General features: G+C 70.9%; 12 protein-coding genes. 4 read left to right on the top strand and 8 right to left on the bottom strand.

Annotated features, from left to right (window positions below; genetic code table 11):
• The first annotated feature begins 184 nt into the window (after positions 1-184).
• A complete protein-coding gene (locus tag AB0J57_RS14180; RefSeq protein WP_366128526.1) occupies positions 185-838 on the top strand; it encodes a CoA pyrophosphatase in 654 nt (217 codons plus the stop codon).
• 75 nt (positions 839-913) lie between these two features.
• Positions 914-2,113: a MarP family serine protease gene (locus tag AB0J57_RS14185; RefSeq protein ID WP_366128355.1), complete on the top strand. Its 1,200-nt coding sequence runs from the start codon at positions 914-916 to the stop codon at positions 2,111-2,113.
• Between the two features lie 224 nt (positions 2,114-2,337).
• Here AB0J57_RS14185 and AB0J57_RS14190 read toward each other — a convergent pair whose 3' ends face one another.
• The 6 genes from AB0J57_RS14190 to AB0J57_RS14215 all read right to left on the bottom strand — a co-directional run bounded on the left by AB0J57_RS14190 (position 2,338) and on the right by AB0J57_RS14215 (position 10,734).
• Entirely contained in the window at positions 2,338-2,517 is a 180-nt protein-coding gene (locus AB0J57_RS14190) for a hypothetical protein (RefSeq protein ID WP_084898261.1), read from the bottom strand.
• Between the two features lie 175 nt (positions 2,518-2,692).
• A complete protein-coding gene (locus AB0J57_RS14195) occupies positions 2,693-3,625 on the bottom strand; it encodes an alpha/beta hydrolase (protein WP_366128356.1) in 933 nt (310 codons plus the stop codon).
• Positions 3,622-4,128: a phage holin family protein gene (locus AB0J57_RS14200; RefSeq protein WP_366128357.1), complete on the bottom strand. Its 507-nt coding sequence runs from the start codon at positions 4,126-4,128 to the stop codon at positions 3,622-3,624. The genes AB0J57_RS14195 and AB0J57_RS14200 overlap by 4 nt, the downstream gene beginning before the upstream one ends.
• Positions 4,129-4,167: 39 nt before the next feature.
• The gene (nhaA, locus tag AB0J57_RS14205; protein WP_366128358.1) at positions 4,168-5,643 is read right to left on the bottom strand and encodes a Na+/H+ antiporter NhaA; all 1,476 of its coding nucleotides are present in this window, start codon (positions 5,641-5,643) and stop codon (positions 4,168-4,170) included.
• 222 nt (positions 5,644-5,865) lie between these two features.
• On the bottom strand, positions 5,866-7,863 hold the full coding sequence (gene acs, locus AB0J57_RS14210) for an acetate--CoA ligase (protein WP_366128359.1): 1,998 nt from the start codon (positions 7,861-7,863) through the stop codon (positions 5,866-5,868).
• A gap of 297 nt (positions 7,864-8,160) precedes the next feature.
• Complete coding sequence (locus tag AB0J57_RS14215; RefSeq protein ID WP_366128360.1) at positions 8,161-10,734, bottom strand: bifunctional SulP family inorganic anion transporter/carbonic anhydrase; 2,574 nt, start codon at positions 10,732-10,734, stop codon at positions 8,161-8,163.
• A gap of 300 nt (positions 10,735-11,034) precedes the next feature.
• On the opposite strand from AB0J57_RS14215, the gene AB0J57_RS14220 reads away from it, so the two are divergent.
• Complete coding sequence (locus AB0J57_RS14220; RefSeq protein WP_366128361.1) at positions 11,035-12,453, top strand: hypothetical protein; 1,419 nt, start codon at positions 11,035-11,037, stop codon at positions 12,451-12,453.
• Here AB0J57_RS14220 and AB0J57_RS14225 read toward each other — a convergent pair.
• Positions 12,441-13,427 (bottom strand): ATP-binding protein, encoded by a 987-nt coding sequence (locus AB0J57_RS14225; protein WP_366128363.1) that lies wholly within the window; start codon positions 13,425-13,427, stop codon positions 12,441-12,443. The genes AB0J57_RS14220 and AB0J57_RS14225 overlap by 13 nt on opposite strands.
• Before the next feature lie 113 nt (positions 13,428-13,540).
• On the opposite strand from AB0J57_RS14225, the gene AB0J57_RS14230 reads away from it, so the two are divergent.
• Positions 13,541-14,365: an oxidoreductase gene (locus tag AB0J57_RS14230; protein ID WP_366128364.1), complete on the top strand. Its 825-nt coding sequence runs from the start codon at positions 13,541-13,543 to the stop codon at positions 14,363-14,365.
• Between the two features lie 432 nt (positions 14,366-14,797).
• Here AB0J57_RS14230 and AB0J57_RS14235 read toward each other — a convergent pair whose 3' ends face one another.
• Entirely contained in the window at positions 14,798-15,628 is an 831-nt protein-coding gene (locus AB0J57_RS14235; RefSeq protein ID WP_366128365.1) for an HAD family hydrolase, read from the bottom strand.
• Between the last annotated feature and the right edge of the window lie 521 nt (positions 15,629-16,149).

Genomic DNA, 16,149 nt, shown 5'->3' on the forward strand with positions numbered 1-16,149 from the left:
CGCTACGCCCGCGCACCCGGGACCGGACGGTCGTGCGGCCCAGGCAGCCCGGAGCACGGCCCGGAGCGCGCCCCTCGCCGGTCCCGCCGCCCACAGCGCCCCCTCCAGGCGCACCACAGGCGCCGGCAGCACCACCAGCAGCACCCGCAAGGCCACCCCCACCCCCCACCACCCGCCCGTCGTCGTGAGCGAAGAGGGGTTGCCGGAGTGGCTGGAGCCGGTGGCGCGGGCGGCGCGCACCGTCCAGCCCGAGCAGCTCAGCCGCTTCCTGCCGCCCGAGCGCGGCGGCCGCCAGTCCGCCGTGCTGATCCTCTTCGGTGAGGGCGGCCACGGCCCCGAGCTGCTGCTCATGGAGCGCGCCGGCAGCCTTCGCTCGCACGCCGGGCAGCCTTCCTTCCCCGGCGGTGCCCTCGACCCCGAGGACGGCGACCCGGAGGGCGACGGGCTGCTGCGTGCCGCGCTGCGCGAGGCGGAGGAGGAGACGGGCCTGGACCCCGCCGGCGTACAGATCTTCGGCGTGCTGCCCCGGCTCTACATCCCCGTCAGCGGCTTCGTCGTGACGCCCGTCCTCGGCTGGTGGCGGTCCCCGAGCCCGTTCCGGGCCGTCGATCCGGCCGAGACCGCCAGGGTCTTCACCGTGCCCGTGGCGGATCTCACGGACCCCGCCAACCGCGCCACGGCCGTCCACCCCAGTGGTCACCACGGTCCGGCATTTCTGGTCGAATCGGCTCTGGTCTGGGGTTTCACGGCCGGAGTGATCGACCGGATCCTCCATTTCGCCGGGTGGGAGCGCCCCTGGGACCGGGAGAAGCAGGTCCCGCTCGACTGGCGCTCATGACAGGCTGATCGCTGTGCTCCGCGGCCGAACGGGGCGACTGGGGCGACCGGAGACGAATCTGCGAGGCTAATGACGGTGAACGTGCTGGACATTCTGCTGCTGGTCGCCGCCGTGTGGTTCGCGATCGTCGGATACCGCCAAGGCTTCGTGGTCGGCATCCTGTCGGTGATCGGCTTCCTCGGCGGCGGTCTCGTCGCGGTGTACCTGCTCCCGCTCGCCTGGGGGCCGCTGACCGACAACGCCAAGGTGTCGACGACCGCCGCGATCATCGCCGTCGTCATCGTGATCGTCTGCGCCTCGGTGGGCCAGGCCTTCACCACTCACCTCGGCAACAAGCTGCGCCGCCACATCACCTGGTCGCCCGCCCGGGCGCTGGACGCAACCGGCGGCGCCCTCGTCAACGTGGTGGCGATGCTGCTGGTCGCCTGGCTGATCGGTTCCGCCCTGGCCCGTACGTCCCTGCCCACGCTCGGCAAGGAGGTCCGCAACTCCAAGGTGCTGCTCGGCGTCTCCGAGGTGATGCCCGCCCAGGCCTCCACGTGGTTCACCGACTTCACCTCCGTACTGGCGCAGAACGGCTTCCCGCAGGTCTTCAGCCCGTTCGCCAACGAGCCGATCACCGAGGTCCGCGCCCCCGACCCCGCGCTCGCGGGCAGCCCGGTGGCCGCCCGCGCCAAGAGCTCCATCGTCAAGGTCGTCGGTACGGCGCCGAGCTGCGGCAAGGTCCTCGAAGGCACCGGCTTCGTCTTCGCCGAGCGTCGCGTCATGACCAACGCGCACGTCGTCGGCGGAGTCGACGAGCCGACCGTCCAGATAGGGGGCGAGGGCAGGCGGTACGACGCCAAGGTCGTCCTGTACGACTGGGAGCGCGACATCGCGGTCCTGGACGTACCGGACCTGGAGGCCAAGCCGCTGAAGTTCACGGACGCGGACGCGCGCAGCGGCGACAACGCGATCGTCGCGGGCTTCCCGGAGAACGGCGCGTACGACGTCCGCTCCGCGCGCGTGCGCGGCCGGATCAACGCCAACGGCCCGGACATCTACCAGCGTGGCGAGGTCCGCCGCGATGTGTACTCGCTGTTCGCGACGGTCCGCCAGGGCAACTCCGGCGGCCCCCTGCTCACGGCGGACGGCAGGGTGTTCGGGGTGATCTTCGCGAGGTCCCTGGACGACCCGAACACCGGCTACGCCCTGACGGCGGACGAGATCCGCCAGGACATCGAGCTCGGCCGGACGGCCAACCAGCAGGTCGACAGTCAGGGCTGCGCGCTCTGACCGGCGCCATCCCGCGCCCCGCCCTTGCGCCCCCGCGACCCCTGCCCCGACGCGCGTGCACTCGCGCTCTCGCGGACTGGGGTGGCGGGCGCCCGCACACGGTCGGCGTCGGGGCCTGGCCGCGAGGCACGCGTACGCCTCGGACGCCGGCCGCGCCCACGCTCCGGATGCCGCCGTGCGGAAACGCCGCGGGCGGGCGCACGCGCCCCGCGTACGCCCCGGCGCTAGCCGCGCGTATGCCGCAGGCGGGCGGAGACCCAGCGGGCCCGGCGGCGGAGGATGCGGGAGATGCCGAGGCGGGGGTCCGGCCCCTGACCGGCCGGCGGGCCGCTCCTCGGGGGGATCGGCGCAGAGGCCGAGCGGCGGTTGCGTGCTGCGTCAGCGTAGTCGTGCGTCCAGCCCATACCCCGACGTCTGCCCGGGCCCCAAGGTCGGTAACCGCCCCGGGGCCCGCCAATTGGCCTATGCGCCAGGCAATTGGCCGTTCGTCGCACAACCAGTTCGTCGTGCAACCGTACGACCGTCCAAAACGCGACGCCCAGGCGACGGCCGGGCGGCGGCCGAGCAGCGGCCAGGCGACTACCGGTCCGGCTCGGGGTCCTTCAGCCAGTTGATGAGCTCCGTCGAGAACGCCACCGGGTCCTCCTCATGGGGGAAGTGACCCAGGCCGTCGAACAGCCGCCATCTGTACGGGGCTTCCACGTACTCGCCCGAACCCGCCGCGCTGCGCGTGCGCATCGCCGGGTCGAGGGAGCCGTGCAGGTGCAGCGTCGGCACCCGTACCGGCCGCTTCATGCGGCGGTTGAACTGGATCCCGTCCGGGCGGGCCAGTGACCGCACCATCCACCGGTACGGCTCGATCGAGCAGTGCGCCGTCGAGGGGATCGTCATCGCCCGCCGGTACACATCGATCACGTCCTCGTCCAACTGCTCTCCCGGCCCCGACCAGTCGCGGATCAGCCGGCCCACCAACGCCCCGTCGTCGGCGATGAGCTGACGCTCCGGCAGCCACGGCCGCTGGAAGCCCCAGACGTACGAGCCGGCGCGCGACTGCGAGAAGTCCGACAGCATCGCCGAACGCCACCGCCGGGGGTGCGGCATCGACGAGACGGCCAGCCGGCGCACCAGCTTCGGCCGCATCACCGCCGCCGTCCACGCCAGGTACCCGCCCAGGTCGTGGCCGACCAGCGCCGCGTCCGGCTCGCCGAGCGAGCGCACCACGCCGGTGATGTCGAGCGCCAGGTTCGCCGGGTCGTAACCGCGCGGCGTACGGTCGCTGCCGCCCACGCCCCGCAAGTCCATCGCGACCGCCCGGAAACCCGCCTCGGCGAGCGCGGGGAGCTGGTGCCGCCACGTCCACCAGAACTGCGGGAAGCCATGCAGCAGCAACACCAGCGGGCCGTCGCCCATCTCGGCGATGTGGAAGCGTGCCCCATTGGCGGCCACGTCGCGATGTGTCCAGGGACCATCGATCCGTACGGGACTGCCGGTGCTGCTCTCAGGGACGGTCATGCAGACGAGCGTGCCACAACCCCGGCCTCATCCTTGCCCTGAAGGGCGGGACGAACCGGACGGGACGAACCGGCGACGGACGCCTCACGCGGGTGCGGCTTGGCGTTGCCGAGCACGGCGGCCGTCTGCTTGGCCGACGCGATGGACCGCTCCGGCGGCTTGACCTTCTTGAACTTGGACACCGCGACCACCGCCAGCAGCCCCGCCAGCAGCAGGTACGCGCCGCCGACGATCAGGAAGGACCAGGCGAGCCCGAGCCCCAGGTTGTGGATGCCGTACGCGGCGGCGAAGCTCAGCACGGGAAGCGAGAAGAGCGCGAAGACGCCCGCGACGCTGATGGCCGCACCGCCCATCACGCCGCGCTTGACGTCCTGTCGCAGTTCGGCCTTGGCCAGCGCGATCTCGTCGTGCACCAGCGCGGACATCTCGGCGGTCGCCGAGGCGACCAACTGACCGAGGCTGCGCTCGGCGCCGGGTCCACCATTCTCGGCGGGGTAGCTCATCGTCTCGCTCCCTCTTCTCTCCTACGGTCCGACCTCAGATCATGCCGGACGGTCGCCGTCTGCGCGCGATGCCCCCGCCACTTCGCCCGCACCGGCTGTCTCCCCCGCACCGGCCGTCTCGCCCGCACCGGCCGTCTCGCCGGCGGAGGCCGCCGCCTCGGCGAGGCGCCGGTGCTCGGCGGCCTTCTTCTCGTGGATCGCCGCCATCCGCAGGTGGTACGCCGGGTCGTGCAGCTCGTACACGTCCGGTATGCCGTCCATGTCCTCGTCGCGCTCCTCCTCGGCGAGCAGCGCCTGGTACTTCCGTACCCGCAGCTTCAGCAGGATCGCGGCGAGTACGGCGGCGATGAGCGAGCCCATCAGGACGGCCGCCTTGACCTCGTCCGTCAGCGCCTCGTCCCCGGCGAAGGCCAGCTCGCCGATGAGCAGCGAGACGGTGAAGCCGATGCCCGCGAGCGTGGCGACGGCGAAGAGGTCCGCCCAGGTCAGGTCCTCGTTGAGCTCCGCCTTGGTGAAGCGGGCCGCCAGCCACGTACCGCCGAATATGCCGACCGCCTTGCCGACCACCAGACCGAGCACCACACCGAGGGTCACCGGCTGGGTGAAGACATCGGCCAGCGCGCCGCCGGAGACGGACACGCCCGCCGAGAACAGCGCGAACAGCGGCACCGCGAAACCGGCCGAGAGCGGCCGCACCAGGTGCTCGATGTGCTCACCGGGGGAGTGGTCCTCGCCGTCGCGGCGGGTGCAGCGCAGCATCAGGCCCATGGCGACGCCGGCGATGGTGGCGTGGACGCCGCTGTTGTACATCAGGCCCCAGATGACCAGGGCGAGCGGCACGTAGACGTACCAGCCGCGCACGCCCGTGCGCAGCAGCACCCAGAAGACGACGAGACCGGCGACGGCGCCGCCGAGCGCCGCGAAGTTCAGGTCGCTGGTGAAGAAGATCGCGATGATCAGGATCGCGAACAGGTCGTCGACGACGGCCAGGGTGAGGAGGAAGGCGCGGAGCGCGGACGGCAGTGAGGTGCCGATGACGGCGAGCACGGCGAGCGCGAAGGCGATGTCGGTGGCGGTCGGGACCGCCCAGCCGTCCAGGGAACCGCCCCCGGTGACGTTGACCAGCACGTATACGAGGGCGGGGGCGATCATGCCGCAGAGCGCGGCGACCACGGGGAGGGCGGCCGCCTTGGGGTCGCGCAGCTCGCCGGCGACCAGCTCGCGCTTGAGCTCGATGCCCGCGACGAAGAAGAACACGGCGAGCAGCCCGTCGGCCGCCCAGTGCTGGAGGGACAGGTCCAGCCCGAGGGCGGCCGGGCCTATGTGGAAGTCGCGAACGGACTCGTAACTGCCGCTGATCGGGGTGTTCGCCCAGACGAGGGCGGCGATGGCGGCGACGAGGAGCAGGACACCGCCGACGGTCTCCGCGCGCAACGCGTCCGCGATGTACGTCCGCTCGGGGAGCGGGAGACGCGCGAGGAACGTACGCGGGGTGCTGGGGCGGGGAGCGGTCACGGTGGCGGACCTCCGGTCGGTTCGGCGGGCATGACGAAACACATGCCGACCAGACTTCCCGGCGCACCCTGAAGCTCATGTTGTTGACGCGGTCCTTACACCCTACCCGGCGTGCGCGAGGGCATATCCGGTGAATGCCACCTTATGTGCGAAGAGGGCATCCGGCGCGTCGTCGCCGGATGCCCTCTTGGTGGTGATCGAGGCGTCAGTCCTCGGTGCCGATCAGTCCTCGCTGGCGGCGGACGGCAGCTTGGACTGGATCAGGTCCATGACGGACGAGTCGGTGAGCGTGGTGACGTCACCGAGCTGCCGGTTCTCGGCGACATCACGCAGCAGGCGGCGCATGATCTTGCCGGAGCGGGTCTTGGGCAGCTCGGCCACCGGCAGGATGCGCTTGGGCTTGGCGATCGGGCCGAGCGTGGCGCCCACGTGGTCGCGCAGGTCGGCGACGAGGGTGTCGTCCTCGCTCGCCGTACCGCGCAGGATCACGAACGCCACGATGGCCTGACCGGTCGTCTCGTCGGCCGCGCCCACGACCGCCGCCTCGGCGACCTTGGGGTGGGAGACCAGCGCGGACTCGACCTCGGTGGTGGAGATGTTGTGGCCGGAGACCAGCATGACGTCGTCCACGCGCCCGAGCAGCCAGATGTCGCCGTCGTCGTCCTTCTTGGCGCCGTCACCCGCGAAGTACTTGCCCTGGAAGCGCGACCAGTAGGTGTCGATGAACCGCTGGTCGTCGCCCCAGATGGTGCGCAGCATCGACGGCCACGGCTCGGTGAGCACCAGGTACCCGCCTCCGCCGTTGGGGACCTCGTTCGCCTCGTCGTCGACGACCGTGGCGGAGATGCCCGGCAGGGGCCGCTGCGCCGAACCCGGCTTGGTCTCGGTGACGCCCGGCAGTGGCGAGATCATCATCGCGCCGGTCTCGGTCTGCCACCAGGTGTCCACGATGGGGGTCTTGCCGCCACCGATGTTCTCCCGGTACCAGATCCACGCCTCGGGGTTGATCGGTTCACCGACCGACCCCAGGACGCGCAGCGACGACAGGTCGAACTTGGCGGGGATGTCGTCGCCCCACTTCATGAACGTACGGATGGCGGTGGGCGCGGTGTAGAGGATGGTCACGCCGTACTTCTGCACGATCTCCCAGAACCGGCCCTGGTGCGGGGTGTCGGGCGTGCCCTCGTACATCACCTGCGTCGCGCCGTTGGCCAGCGGCCCGTACACGATGTACGAGTGGCCGGTCACCCAGCCGATGTCGGCGGTGCACCAGTAGACGTCCGTCTCCGGCTTGAGGTCGAAGACGGCGTGGTGCGTGTACGCCGCCTGGGTGAGGTAGCCGCCGGAGGTGTGCAGGATGCCCTTGGGCTTACCCGTCGTGCCGGACGTGTAGAGGATGAAGAGCGGGTGCTCCGCGTCGAACGCCTCGGGGGTGTGCTCGGTGGACTGGCGGGCGACGATGTCGTCCCACCACACGTCACGGCCTTCGGTGAACGCCGTGTCCTGGCCGGTGCGGCGCACCACCAGGACGTGCTCCACCTGCGGGCACCTGGAGACGGCCTCGTCGATGGCCGGCTTGAGCGCGGACGGCTTGCCGCGCCGGTAGCCGCCGTCCGCCGTGATGACGAGCTTGGCGTCGGCGTCCTGGATGCGGGAGGCGACCGCGTCGGCCGAGAAGCCGCCGAAGACGACCGAGTGCGCGGCGCCGATGCGGGCGCAGGCCAGCATCGCGATGGCGGCCTCGGGGATCATCGGCATGTACACCGCGACCCGGTCACCCTTACGGACGCCCAGCTCGGTGAGCGCCTTGGCCGCCTTGGAGACCTCGTCCTTGAGCTCGGCGTACGTGATGGCCCGGCCGTCACCCGGCTCGCCCTCGAAGTGGATGGCGACCCGGTCGCCGTGCCCGGCCTCGACGTGCCGGTCGACGCAGTTGTACGCCACGTTGAGCTTGCCGTCGGCGAACCATTTCGCGAAGGGCGGGTTCGACCAGTCGAGGATCTCGGTCGGCTCGGTGGCCCAACTGAGCCGACGTGCCTGCTCGGCCCAGAAGCCGAGCCTGTCCGCCTTGGCCCGCTCGTACGCGTCCGCCGTCACATTGGCGTTCGCAGCCAGCTCGGCGGGCGGTGCGAAGCGCCGCTCCTCCTTCAGGAGGTTGGCCAGGCTCTCGTTGCTCACGACATCTCCCATTCCCAGGGCGTCCGATGTGTCCCAGCCCATAGCTCATCAGCCCGATGCCCCGGGTGACAAGAGCATCCGGCCTATTGGTTTAGACCTCTTCGGGTGAACGGGGCCGACGGGACCGGTGGTCAAGTGGCCCCTCCTCCTCGGGCGGTGGGGAGAAGGGGCCACCGCTCACTCCCACGGACGGGGCCCGCCGAAGGTTCACCGCTGGTGGTTCACCGTTGAAGGCTGACCGCCAGAGGCTCACCGCCGGTGGTTCGCCGCCGGAGGCTCACCGCTGGCGGCTCACCGCCGCAGGTTCGGCGGACCGGGCGGTGCTGCCGGGCGCGGCGGTCAGGCGGGCGCCCCCTCCCTCGGCGACGGCCGGGAGGGCGGACGGGCGGCGGGGTGGGAGGAGGTGTGGGAGCAGGTGTCTGCGGAGGGGTCAGGGGAGGGCGCGGTGCACGACGCGGGCGAGGGGGCGTGCGGAGAAGTGCTCGTTCCGGCCCTGCCGGTCGGGGCCACCCACTCGAAGACGGCACCTTCCCCTTCGCCAGCCGCACGCGCGCGTGTGTCCGGATCCGGGCCGGCCAGCAGGTACGCCTGCGCCTCACCCACGTGGAAGTACATGCCGTGCAGTTCCAGCGTGCCCTCCGCGAGGCGCCGGGCCACGGCTTCGTGGGCCTTCAGGTGCTCCAGTTGCTGGACCACATTGGCCAGGCACAACTGCTCGGCCGCGTCGGCCGGCAACCTGCCCGTGCAGTCGCCGGACGGGCCCCCGGAGAGCCGGGCCCAGGTGCGGTGCGCGCTCTTCATCCGCTCCAGGCTCGGCAGCCCGTGCCGCAGCCAGCGCCGCAGCGATGTCTCGGGCGCGTCCGGGTCGCTGCTCAGCAGGGTCTGCATCGCCCCGCAGTCCGAGTGCCCGCACACGGTGATGGACTGCACGCGCAGCACGTCCACCGCGTACTCGATCGCGGCCGCCACCGAGTCGTCCCCGCTCTCCGCGCCCGGCAGCGGCACCAGATTGCCGACGTTGCGCACGGTGAACAGGTCACCCGGACCGCTGGCCGTGATCATGCTCGTGACCAGCCGGGAGTCGGCGCACGTCAGGAAGAGCTGCGACGGCCGCTGGCCCTCCCGCGCGAGCCTCGCCAGCTCCTCGCGCACCAGCGGTGCCGTATTGCGCTGGAAGGAGCTCAGCCCGCTGGCGAGCTGGTGCCCCTTCAGGTGGTGCTGCTGAGGCTCGGCCTCGGGATGCTCGCCGCAGTGGTGGTTGCGCCAGGGTGTCCACGGGCGGCAGCAGGCGTGGGCGCCCGCGCCGGGCTCGGCGATCCGCACGCCGGTGCGGCCGGTCATCTCGACCTGTCCGCCCCGGGCCAGATGGGACATCTGCCAGTCCTGGAGGGTCTCGTACGCCGCATGGTCCATGAACGAACCGTCCAACTCGACGACGGCGTCGGCACCCTGCGGAATCTGGTGCAGCGCCCGGCTCAGCCGGGGCACGGCGAGGAACGTCAACTGCCCTCGGATGCGGATGTGTTCGACGCCCTCCTTGGTCTCCCTGGTGATCCGTGTCCTGGTCAGCCGGTGCATGGCGACACCGCTGGCCACGACGATGCCGAGCGCCACGCCCTGCAGGATCCCGATCAGGACGACCCCGGACACCGTCACGGCGTACACGACCACTTCGCGGTGGCGGGTGACGCTGCGGATGTGGGTGATGCTGACCATCTGGATGCCGATGACCATCACGAGCGCGGCGAGCGCGGGCAGCGGGATCAGATCCAGTACGGGTACGAGGACGAGGGCGGCCAGCACCACCCACAGGCCGTGCAGCATCGTGGAGTGCCGGCTCACGGCGCCCGCCGACACATTGGCCACGCTGCGTACGGCGACTCCGGCGACCGGCAGTCCGCCGAGCGCCCCGGAGACGATGTTCGCGGCGCCCTGTCCCGCCAGCTCCCGGTCGAGGTTGGAGCGCGGTACGTGGACCGTGACGTTCTTGCGGGCGGCCACCAGCTTGTCCACGGCGACGGCCGACAGCAGGGACTGGACGCTGGTGACGAGCGTGATGGTCAGGACCCCGGTGGCGATACCGAGAACGGGCCCCTCGGGCAGCCCGGGCAGCGCGTGGCTGCTCCAGGAGGGCAGGTCCACGCGCGGTACGCCGATGACCGCGACGACGGCCAGTACGGTCGCGGCGGCCACGGCGGCGAGCGCGGCCGGCACCGTCCGCAGGGCACGGCCGACACGTCCGGGGAGCCGCGGCCACGCCAGCAGGACGACGACGGTCACGGCGCTCACGGACACGGCGGCCGTGTGCAGGTCGGCCAATTGCCCGGGCAGCCCCAGGAAGTTGTCCACGGCGGAGCTCTGCGGCGTACCGCCGAGGACGACGTGGAGCTGGGCGAGGGCGATGGTGACGCCGATTCCGGCCACCATGCCGTGCACGATCGCCGGGGACACGACGAGGGCGGAGCGGGCCACCCGGAGGGCGGACAGCGCGAGTTGGGCGAGCCCCGCCATGACGGTGATGGCGCAGGTGGTGCGCCAGCCGTACTTCTGGATGAGCTCGGCGGTGACCAGGGTGAGTCCTGCGGCGGGCCCGCTGACCTGGAGCGGTGAGCCGCCGAGCCGGCCGGCGACGATGCCGCCGACGGCTGCGGCCACCAGGCCGGCCTGGAGCGGGGCGCCGGTGGCGAGCGCGATGCCGAGGGAGAGCGGCAGCGCGATGAGGAACACGGCGATGGAGGCGGACACGTCGGCGCCCGCGACGGGGAACCGCCGGCCGCCTCCCGAAGGCGGCGGACTGTGCGGCCTCTTGAAGCGTGGTCTCGCGGCGTCGAGGAAGGCGCGGCCAGGGCGGCCGGTTCGGCCTGTGCGGTGACTGCGGGTGGGGCTTGTGCGGGCCGGGATGCAGGCAGTCATGGGTTCCCGTCTCCTCCGGGGCTGCGCGGTCGCGGTTACGTGCGGGTGGAACGAACGTGGGGTCGCGGCCGTGGGTCACGGCGTACAGCGGCGGGAGCTTGCCAACTCTCTGTAAACAGATCGTAATGCAGAGTAAAGACTCCGGCATTATTTTCGGTGCAAATGGGGCAACGTTTCATTCCATTCAGTGATTAGTCGTTCTAGTACGGCTTGTCGTATCTTCACACCCACTTCCGTGGTGCGACGTTGACGGCGCTCGCAGCAGAGACCTCCGTGGACCACGAGAAGGGTGGGCGGAAGATGGCCGCCAGGAAGAAGAACGTCACGCACGGAACCGCCGCCCGCGACGACACGGTCCGCAGCGCCCCCGCCCGGCCGTTCGCCGCCCGCGGCTCCCTCACCGGTCGGTTCCCGGGGCGCGCGCCCGGGGCGGTGGTCGCGGGCGGGGTGACCGTGGCGCTGGTCGCCGGGCTGGCCGGATGCGGCGGCTCGGACGACGACACCAGGGGCGCGGGCGGTCCCCAGCGTCCCGCGGCGCCCAAGAACGTGGTCCGCCTCATCGGCGACGGCTCGACCGCCTACACGGGCGCCCAGCCCGGACTGCACAAGCCGCAGCGCCTGAAGCCGGGCGAGAAGCCTCCGCAGTTCGTGGTCTTCTCCTGGGACGGCGCCGGCGAGGACAGCCAGAAGCTGTTCTCCCACTTCCGCGAGGTGGGCCGGAAGTACGGGGCGACGATGACGTACTTCCTCAGTGGCGTCTATCTGCTGCCGGAGGAGAAGTCGACGCTGTACGACCCGCCCGGTCACGCCCCCGGCCGCTCGGACATCGGCTTCAACGACACCGAGGGAATCCGTGACACCGTGCGCGAACTGCGCGGCGCGTGGCAGGAGGGCAACGAGATCGGCACGCACTTCAACGGCCACTTCTGCGGTCCGGAGAGCGGTGTCGGCACCTGGTCGGTCGAGGACTGGAAGAGCGAGATCTCCCAGGCCAAGTCCTTCGTCAAGAACTGGAAGACGAACTCCGGCCTCGCCTCCGAACAGCCCCTGCCGTTCGACTACGAGACCGAGCTGATCGGCGCCCGCACCCCCTGCCTGGAAGGCCGGGAGAACTTCGTCCGCGCCGCGAGCGAGCTCGGGTGGCGCTACGACACCAGCGGCATCAACAACCAGGTGTGGCCCGGGAAGGACCGTGGCCTGTGGGACCTCTCCCTCCAGATGATCCCCATCCCGGGGCGGTCCTTCGAGACGCTGTCCATGGACTACAACTTCATGGTCAACCAGTCGGGGACGGCCAAGGGCGCCCCTTCCATGCACCAGTTCTGGGGCGACCAGTTCCGTGACGGGATGCTCCAGGCCTTCGACCGCGCGTACAACGGCAACCGCGCCCCGCTGATCATCGGCAACCACTTCGAGTCCTGGAACGGCGGCACGTACATGCGCGCCATCGAGGAGACGATCGCGAACGTCTGCGTCCGCAGCGACGTGCGGTGCGTGTCGTTCCGGCAGCTCGCCGACTGGCTGGACGCGCAGGACCCGGCCGTGCTGGCCAAGCTGCGCACCCTGAAGGTCGGGGAGGCCCCGGAGGGCGGCTGGACGGCCTTCCTCGCCGCCCAGCCTTCCGCTGCTCCGGCGTCCGGCGCGGCCGTGCCCGCCGGTCCGCCCGCCGGTCCGCCCGCCGGCCCGTCCGGCGCCGCCGCCCGTCGTCAGGCGGGCTGAACGGCGTCGACCCCTTCACCGAGTACGAAGCCGGGGTCGACCTGCGCGGCCAGGTCGGCGCCCGTCTTCGCGTTGCCCCAGCTCTCCGCGTTCTTCAGGTGGAAGTGCACCATCTGGCGCGTGTAGCGCTCCCAGTCGCGGTGCCGGTACGAGTCGTCCGCGGCGTTCTGGAGGGACTGGAGCGCCATCCGGTTCTCGGCCTCCAGCAGCTCGAAGCGTGCGGGGCGGCCCTTCTCCATCGCGCGGACCCAGTCCGAGTGGCCGACGGTGACCAGCAGGTCGTCGCCGATCTCCTCGCGGAGGAAGTCGATGTCCTCCATGCCCTGCACCTTGTTGCCGACGACCCTGAGCGCGACGCCGAAGTCGCGTGCGTACTCCTTGTACTGGCGGTAGACGGAGACGCCCTTGCGGGTCGGCTCGGCCACCAGGAACGTCATGTCGAAACGGGTGAACATCCCGGACGCGAACGAGTCCGAGCCGGCCGTCATGTCGACGACGACGTACTCGTCGGGCCCGTCGACCAGGTGGTTCAGGCACAGTTCCACCGCGCCGACCTTCGAGTGGTAGCAGGCCACGCCCAGGTCGGACTCGGTGAACGGCCCGGTCGCCATCAGCCTGATCTCGCCGTCGTCCAGGACGACCGGCCGGGCGCACGCCTCGTAGATGGGGTTCTCCTCGCAGACCCGCAGCAGCCGCGAACCCTCACCCGGCGGCGTCGTCTTGATCATCGTCTCGGCGGACGGGATCCGCGGGTTGGTGCCGCGCAGGTACTCCTTGATCAGCGGCAGGTGCGCGCCCATCGCCGGCAGCGCGGCCGCCGCTGCCTCGTCGAGGCCCAGGGCGGCCCCGAGGTGCTGGTTGATGTCGGCGTCCACCGCGAGGACGGGGGCCTCATTGGCGACGAGGTGGCGGATGAAGAGCGAGGACAGCGTGGTCTTGCCGCTGCCGCCCTTCCCTACGAAAGCGATCTTCATGTTCAGATAGCGTAGCGGCGCGTAGCGGAGCCATTGCGTGAAGTCGCCGGTACGTATGAGGAACGCCACTCCAAGGTGGGCCCGCCGGTGCCGGGCGCGTAGCCTCGCTACTTATGAGTACGAATCCCGCTGACCCGCTGGTCGCGCTGGGGACGCTGCCCGGTGTGCCCGATGTCGTGGACTCCGTTCGCAAGGCCGTCGACCGGGTCTACGGGCACCGCGTGATGCGGCGCCGCAGCAATGAGGTGACCTCGGAGGCCGCACTGCGCGGCGCGCGTGCTTCGGCGGCCCTGTCCGGTGCGGACTGGGCGCTGGAGGAGGTGCGCCGCCGTACCGACTTCGGCGGTGACGAGGAGGCGCGGACGGTCGGTGCCGCCCTGCGGCTGGGCGCCGAGGCGGGGCAGCTCCTGTCGATCTGGCGTCAGTCGCCGATGCGTGTGCTGGCCCGGCTCCACCTGGTCGCGGCGGGCGAGGCGGGCACCGCGGACTCGGTCGGGCGGCCGAGGCGGGACGGTGAGCCCGTCGACGAGCCGCTGATCGACGCGCCACTGCCGGGCGCCGACGAGGTCGCGGGCCGGCTTGAAGGGCTGTCGGACCTGATCATCGCCGGCACTTCGGCCCCGGCGCTGGTGACGGCCGCGGTGGTGCACGGCGAACTGCTGGCGCTGCGGCCCTTCACCTCGTACAGCGGGCTGGTCGCGCGGGCGGCCGAGCGGATCGTGCTGATCGGCAGCGGGCTGGACCCGAAGGCCATCTGTCCGGCGGAGGTCGGTCACGCCGAGCAGGGGCGCGCGGCCTATGTCGCGGCGTTCGAGGGATACCTGTCCGGTACGCCGGAGGGCATGGCGGGGTGGATCGCGCACTGCGGGCGGGCGGTGGAACTCGGCGTGCGTGAGTCGACGGCGGTGTGCGAGGCGCTCCAGCGCGGCGCGGCGTAGGGACGCGACGGGCGGGGCGGGTGCGGCGTAAGGGCGGCGCGGCGGGGCTGGAGAGGTCCCGGACAGGGTTGCGGCGGTACCGCTGAACGGTACCGCCGCTGGCACGTCCGCCGAGTTACCATGCGTCCTCGATATGTGCCCATCAGGCGGGGACTTTGCCCGACGCCTGGTGCGGCTGGCCCGTAATCGACGGGTCGACGTCGCGTGGGTGCTCAGCTTTCGTGCTGTTCGGTCCGTGGGGCCTTCTTGCTCAACAGGTAATCCTTTCGGATGTCCTCGGTCTCGCGGGCCGTTAAGTCCTTTGTACTACCGTCCGGGGGGATGCGAAAGCCCTGGCTCCACTTTTTACTATTGGGGCCGGATGCCCGTTACCTGGCCTGTTGTGCCCCGTCGGGGGCCGGTCGGGTACCTGCTGAGCTGCCCGGGATGTCGTCAGGCCGACTGGCGGCGCCGGTTGGCGTACCAGACGAGACCGGCGGTGGCCGCGGCCGCACCCACCGCCGCCGCGGCGACGAGGGCGGGACGCGGTGGCATCCGGAAGGCGGGGAAGCGCTGCTTCAGCCGGACCGGGCGGTTGAAGACGAGAACCGGCCAGTCGCGCGCCGCCGCCTCCCGGCGCAGCGCGCGGTCGGGATTGACCGCGTACGGGTGGCCCACGGCCTCCAGCATCGGCAGATCGGTGGCCGAGTCGCTGTACGCGTAGCAGCGTGAGAGGTCGTACCCCTCTGTTTCGGCCAGCTCGCGGATCGCTTCCGCCTTGGTGGGGCCATAGGCGTAGTACTCCACCTCACCGGTGAAGCAGCCGTCGTCGCCGACGACCATCCGCGTCGCCACGACCCGGTCGGCTCCGAGGAGCTCGCCGATGGGTTCGACGACCTCGGCGCCGGAGGTGGAGACGATCACGACGTCCCGGCCGGCGGCGTGGTGCTCCTCGATGAGGGACGCCGCCTCGTCGTAGATGATCGGGTCGATCAGGTCGTGCAGGGTCTCGGCGACCAGCTCCCTGACCTGCTGGACGTTCCAGCCCTTGCAGAGGGCGGAGAGGTACTCACGCATCCGCTCCATCTGCTCGTGATCGGCGCCGCCGGCCAGGAAGACGAACTGGATGTAGGCAGTCCGCAGTACGGCGCGGCGGTTGATCAGACCGCCTTGGTAGAAGGACTTGCTGAAGGTCAACGTCGATGACTTCGCAATGACCGTCTTGTCCAGGTCAAAGAAGGCTGCTGTGCGCGGCAAGGAGTGGTTTTCCACGAGCCCGAGCATAGGTGCCCGCCATTCGGCGTACGCTGGGGCGTGTGGGTTTGCCTGAGAAGGCTCTCGGGTACACCATGGAAGTCACGGATCGTTCGCGACCGTGCTAACCCGGTCCGGCTCCTCCCCCCCCGAGTCGGCCGGAGAGACGACCCCCGCTCTCCCCCCCGGCGGGGGTCGTCGCATGTCCGGACGCGTTTTCGCCCGTGTCCCGCGGCTCGAACCGATCATTTGGCTCTTCCCTCCTCCGCTTCGGCCGGACGCCCGTTACGCCGACTCTTCGTCACTCAGTGTAGTCGCTGCGCTGCTCTGCGGAAGTCGCTGGTATGGGCTAACGGGATATTCACAAGCGGTGAGTTGTCCACAGTTTTTGAGCAAGATCCACTTCTTTTCCGGAAGCCGTGCACCGTGATTCCGGTCGCGAAGTCCGCGGATGCGGGGAATCACAGATCTCTCATCCGCGAGGACGGGGCGGGACTTCGTGTCGACTTCACGCCGACTTCGTACCGCCCGTCGTGGCGTATCGCACGGAC

The organism is Streptomyces sp. NPDC049837, from assembly GCF_040674455.1.
Taxonomy (GTDB): domain Bacteria; phylum Actinomycetota; class Actinomycetes; order Streptomycetales; family Streptomycetaceae; genus Streptomyces.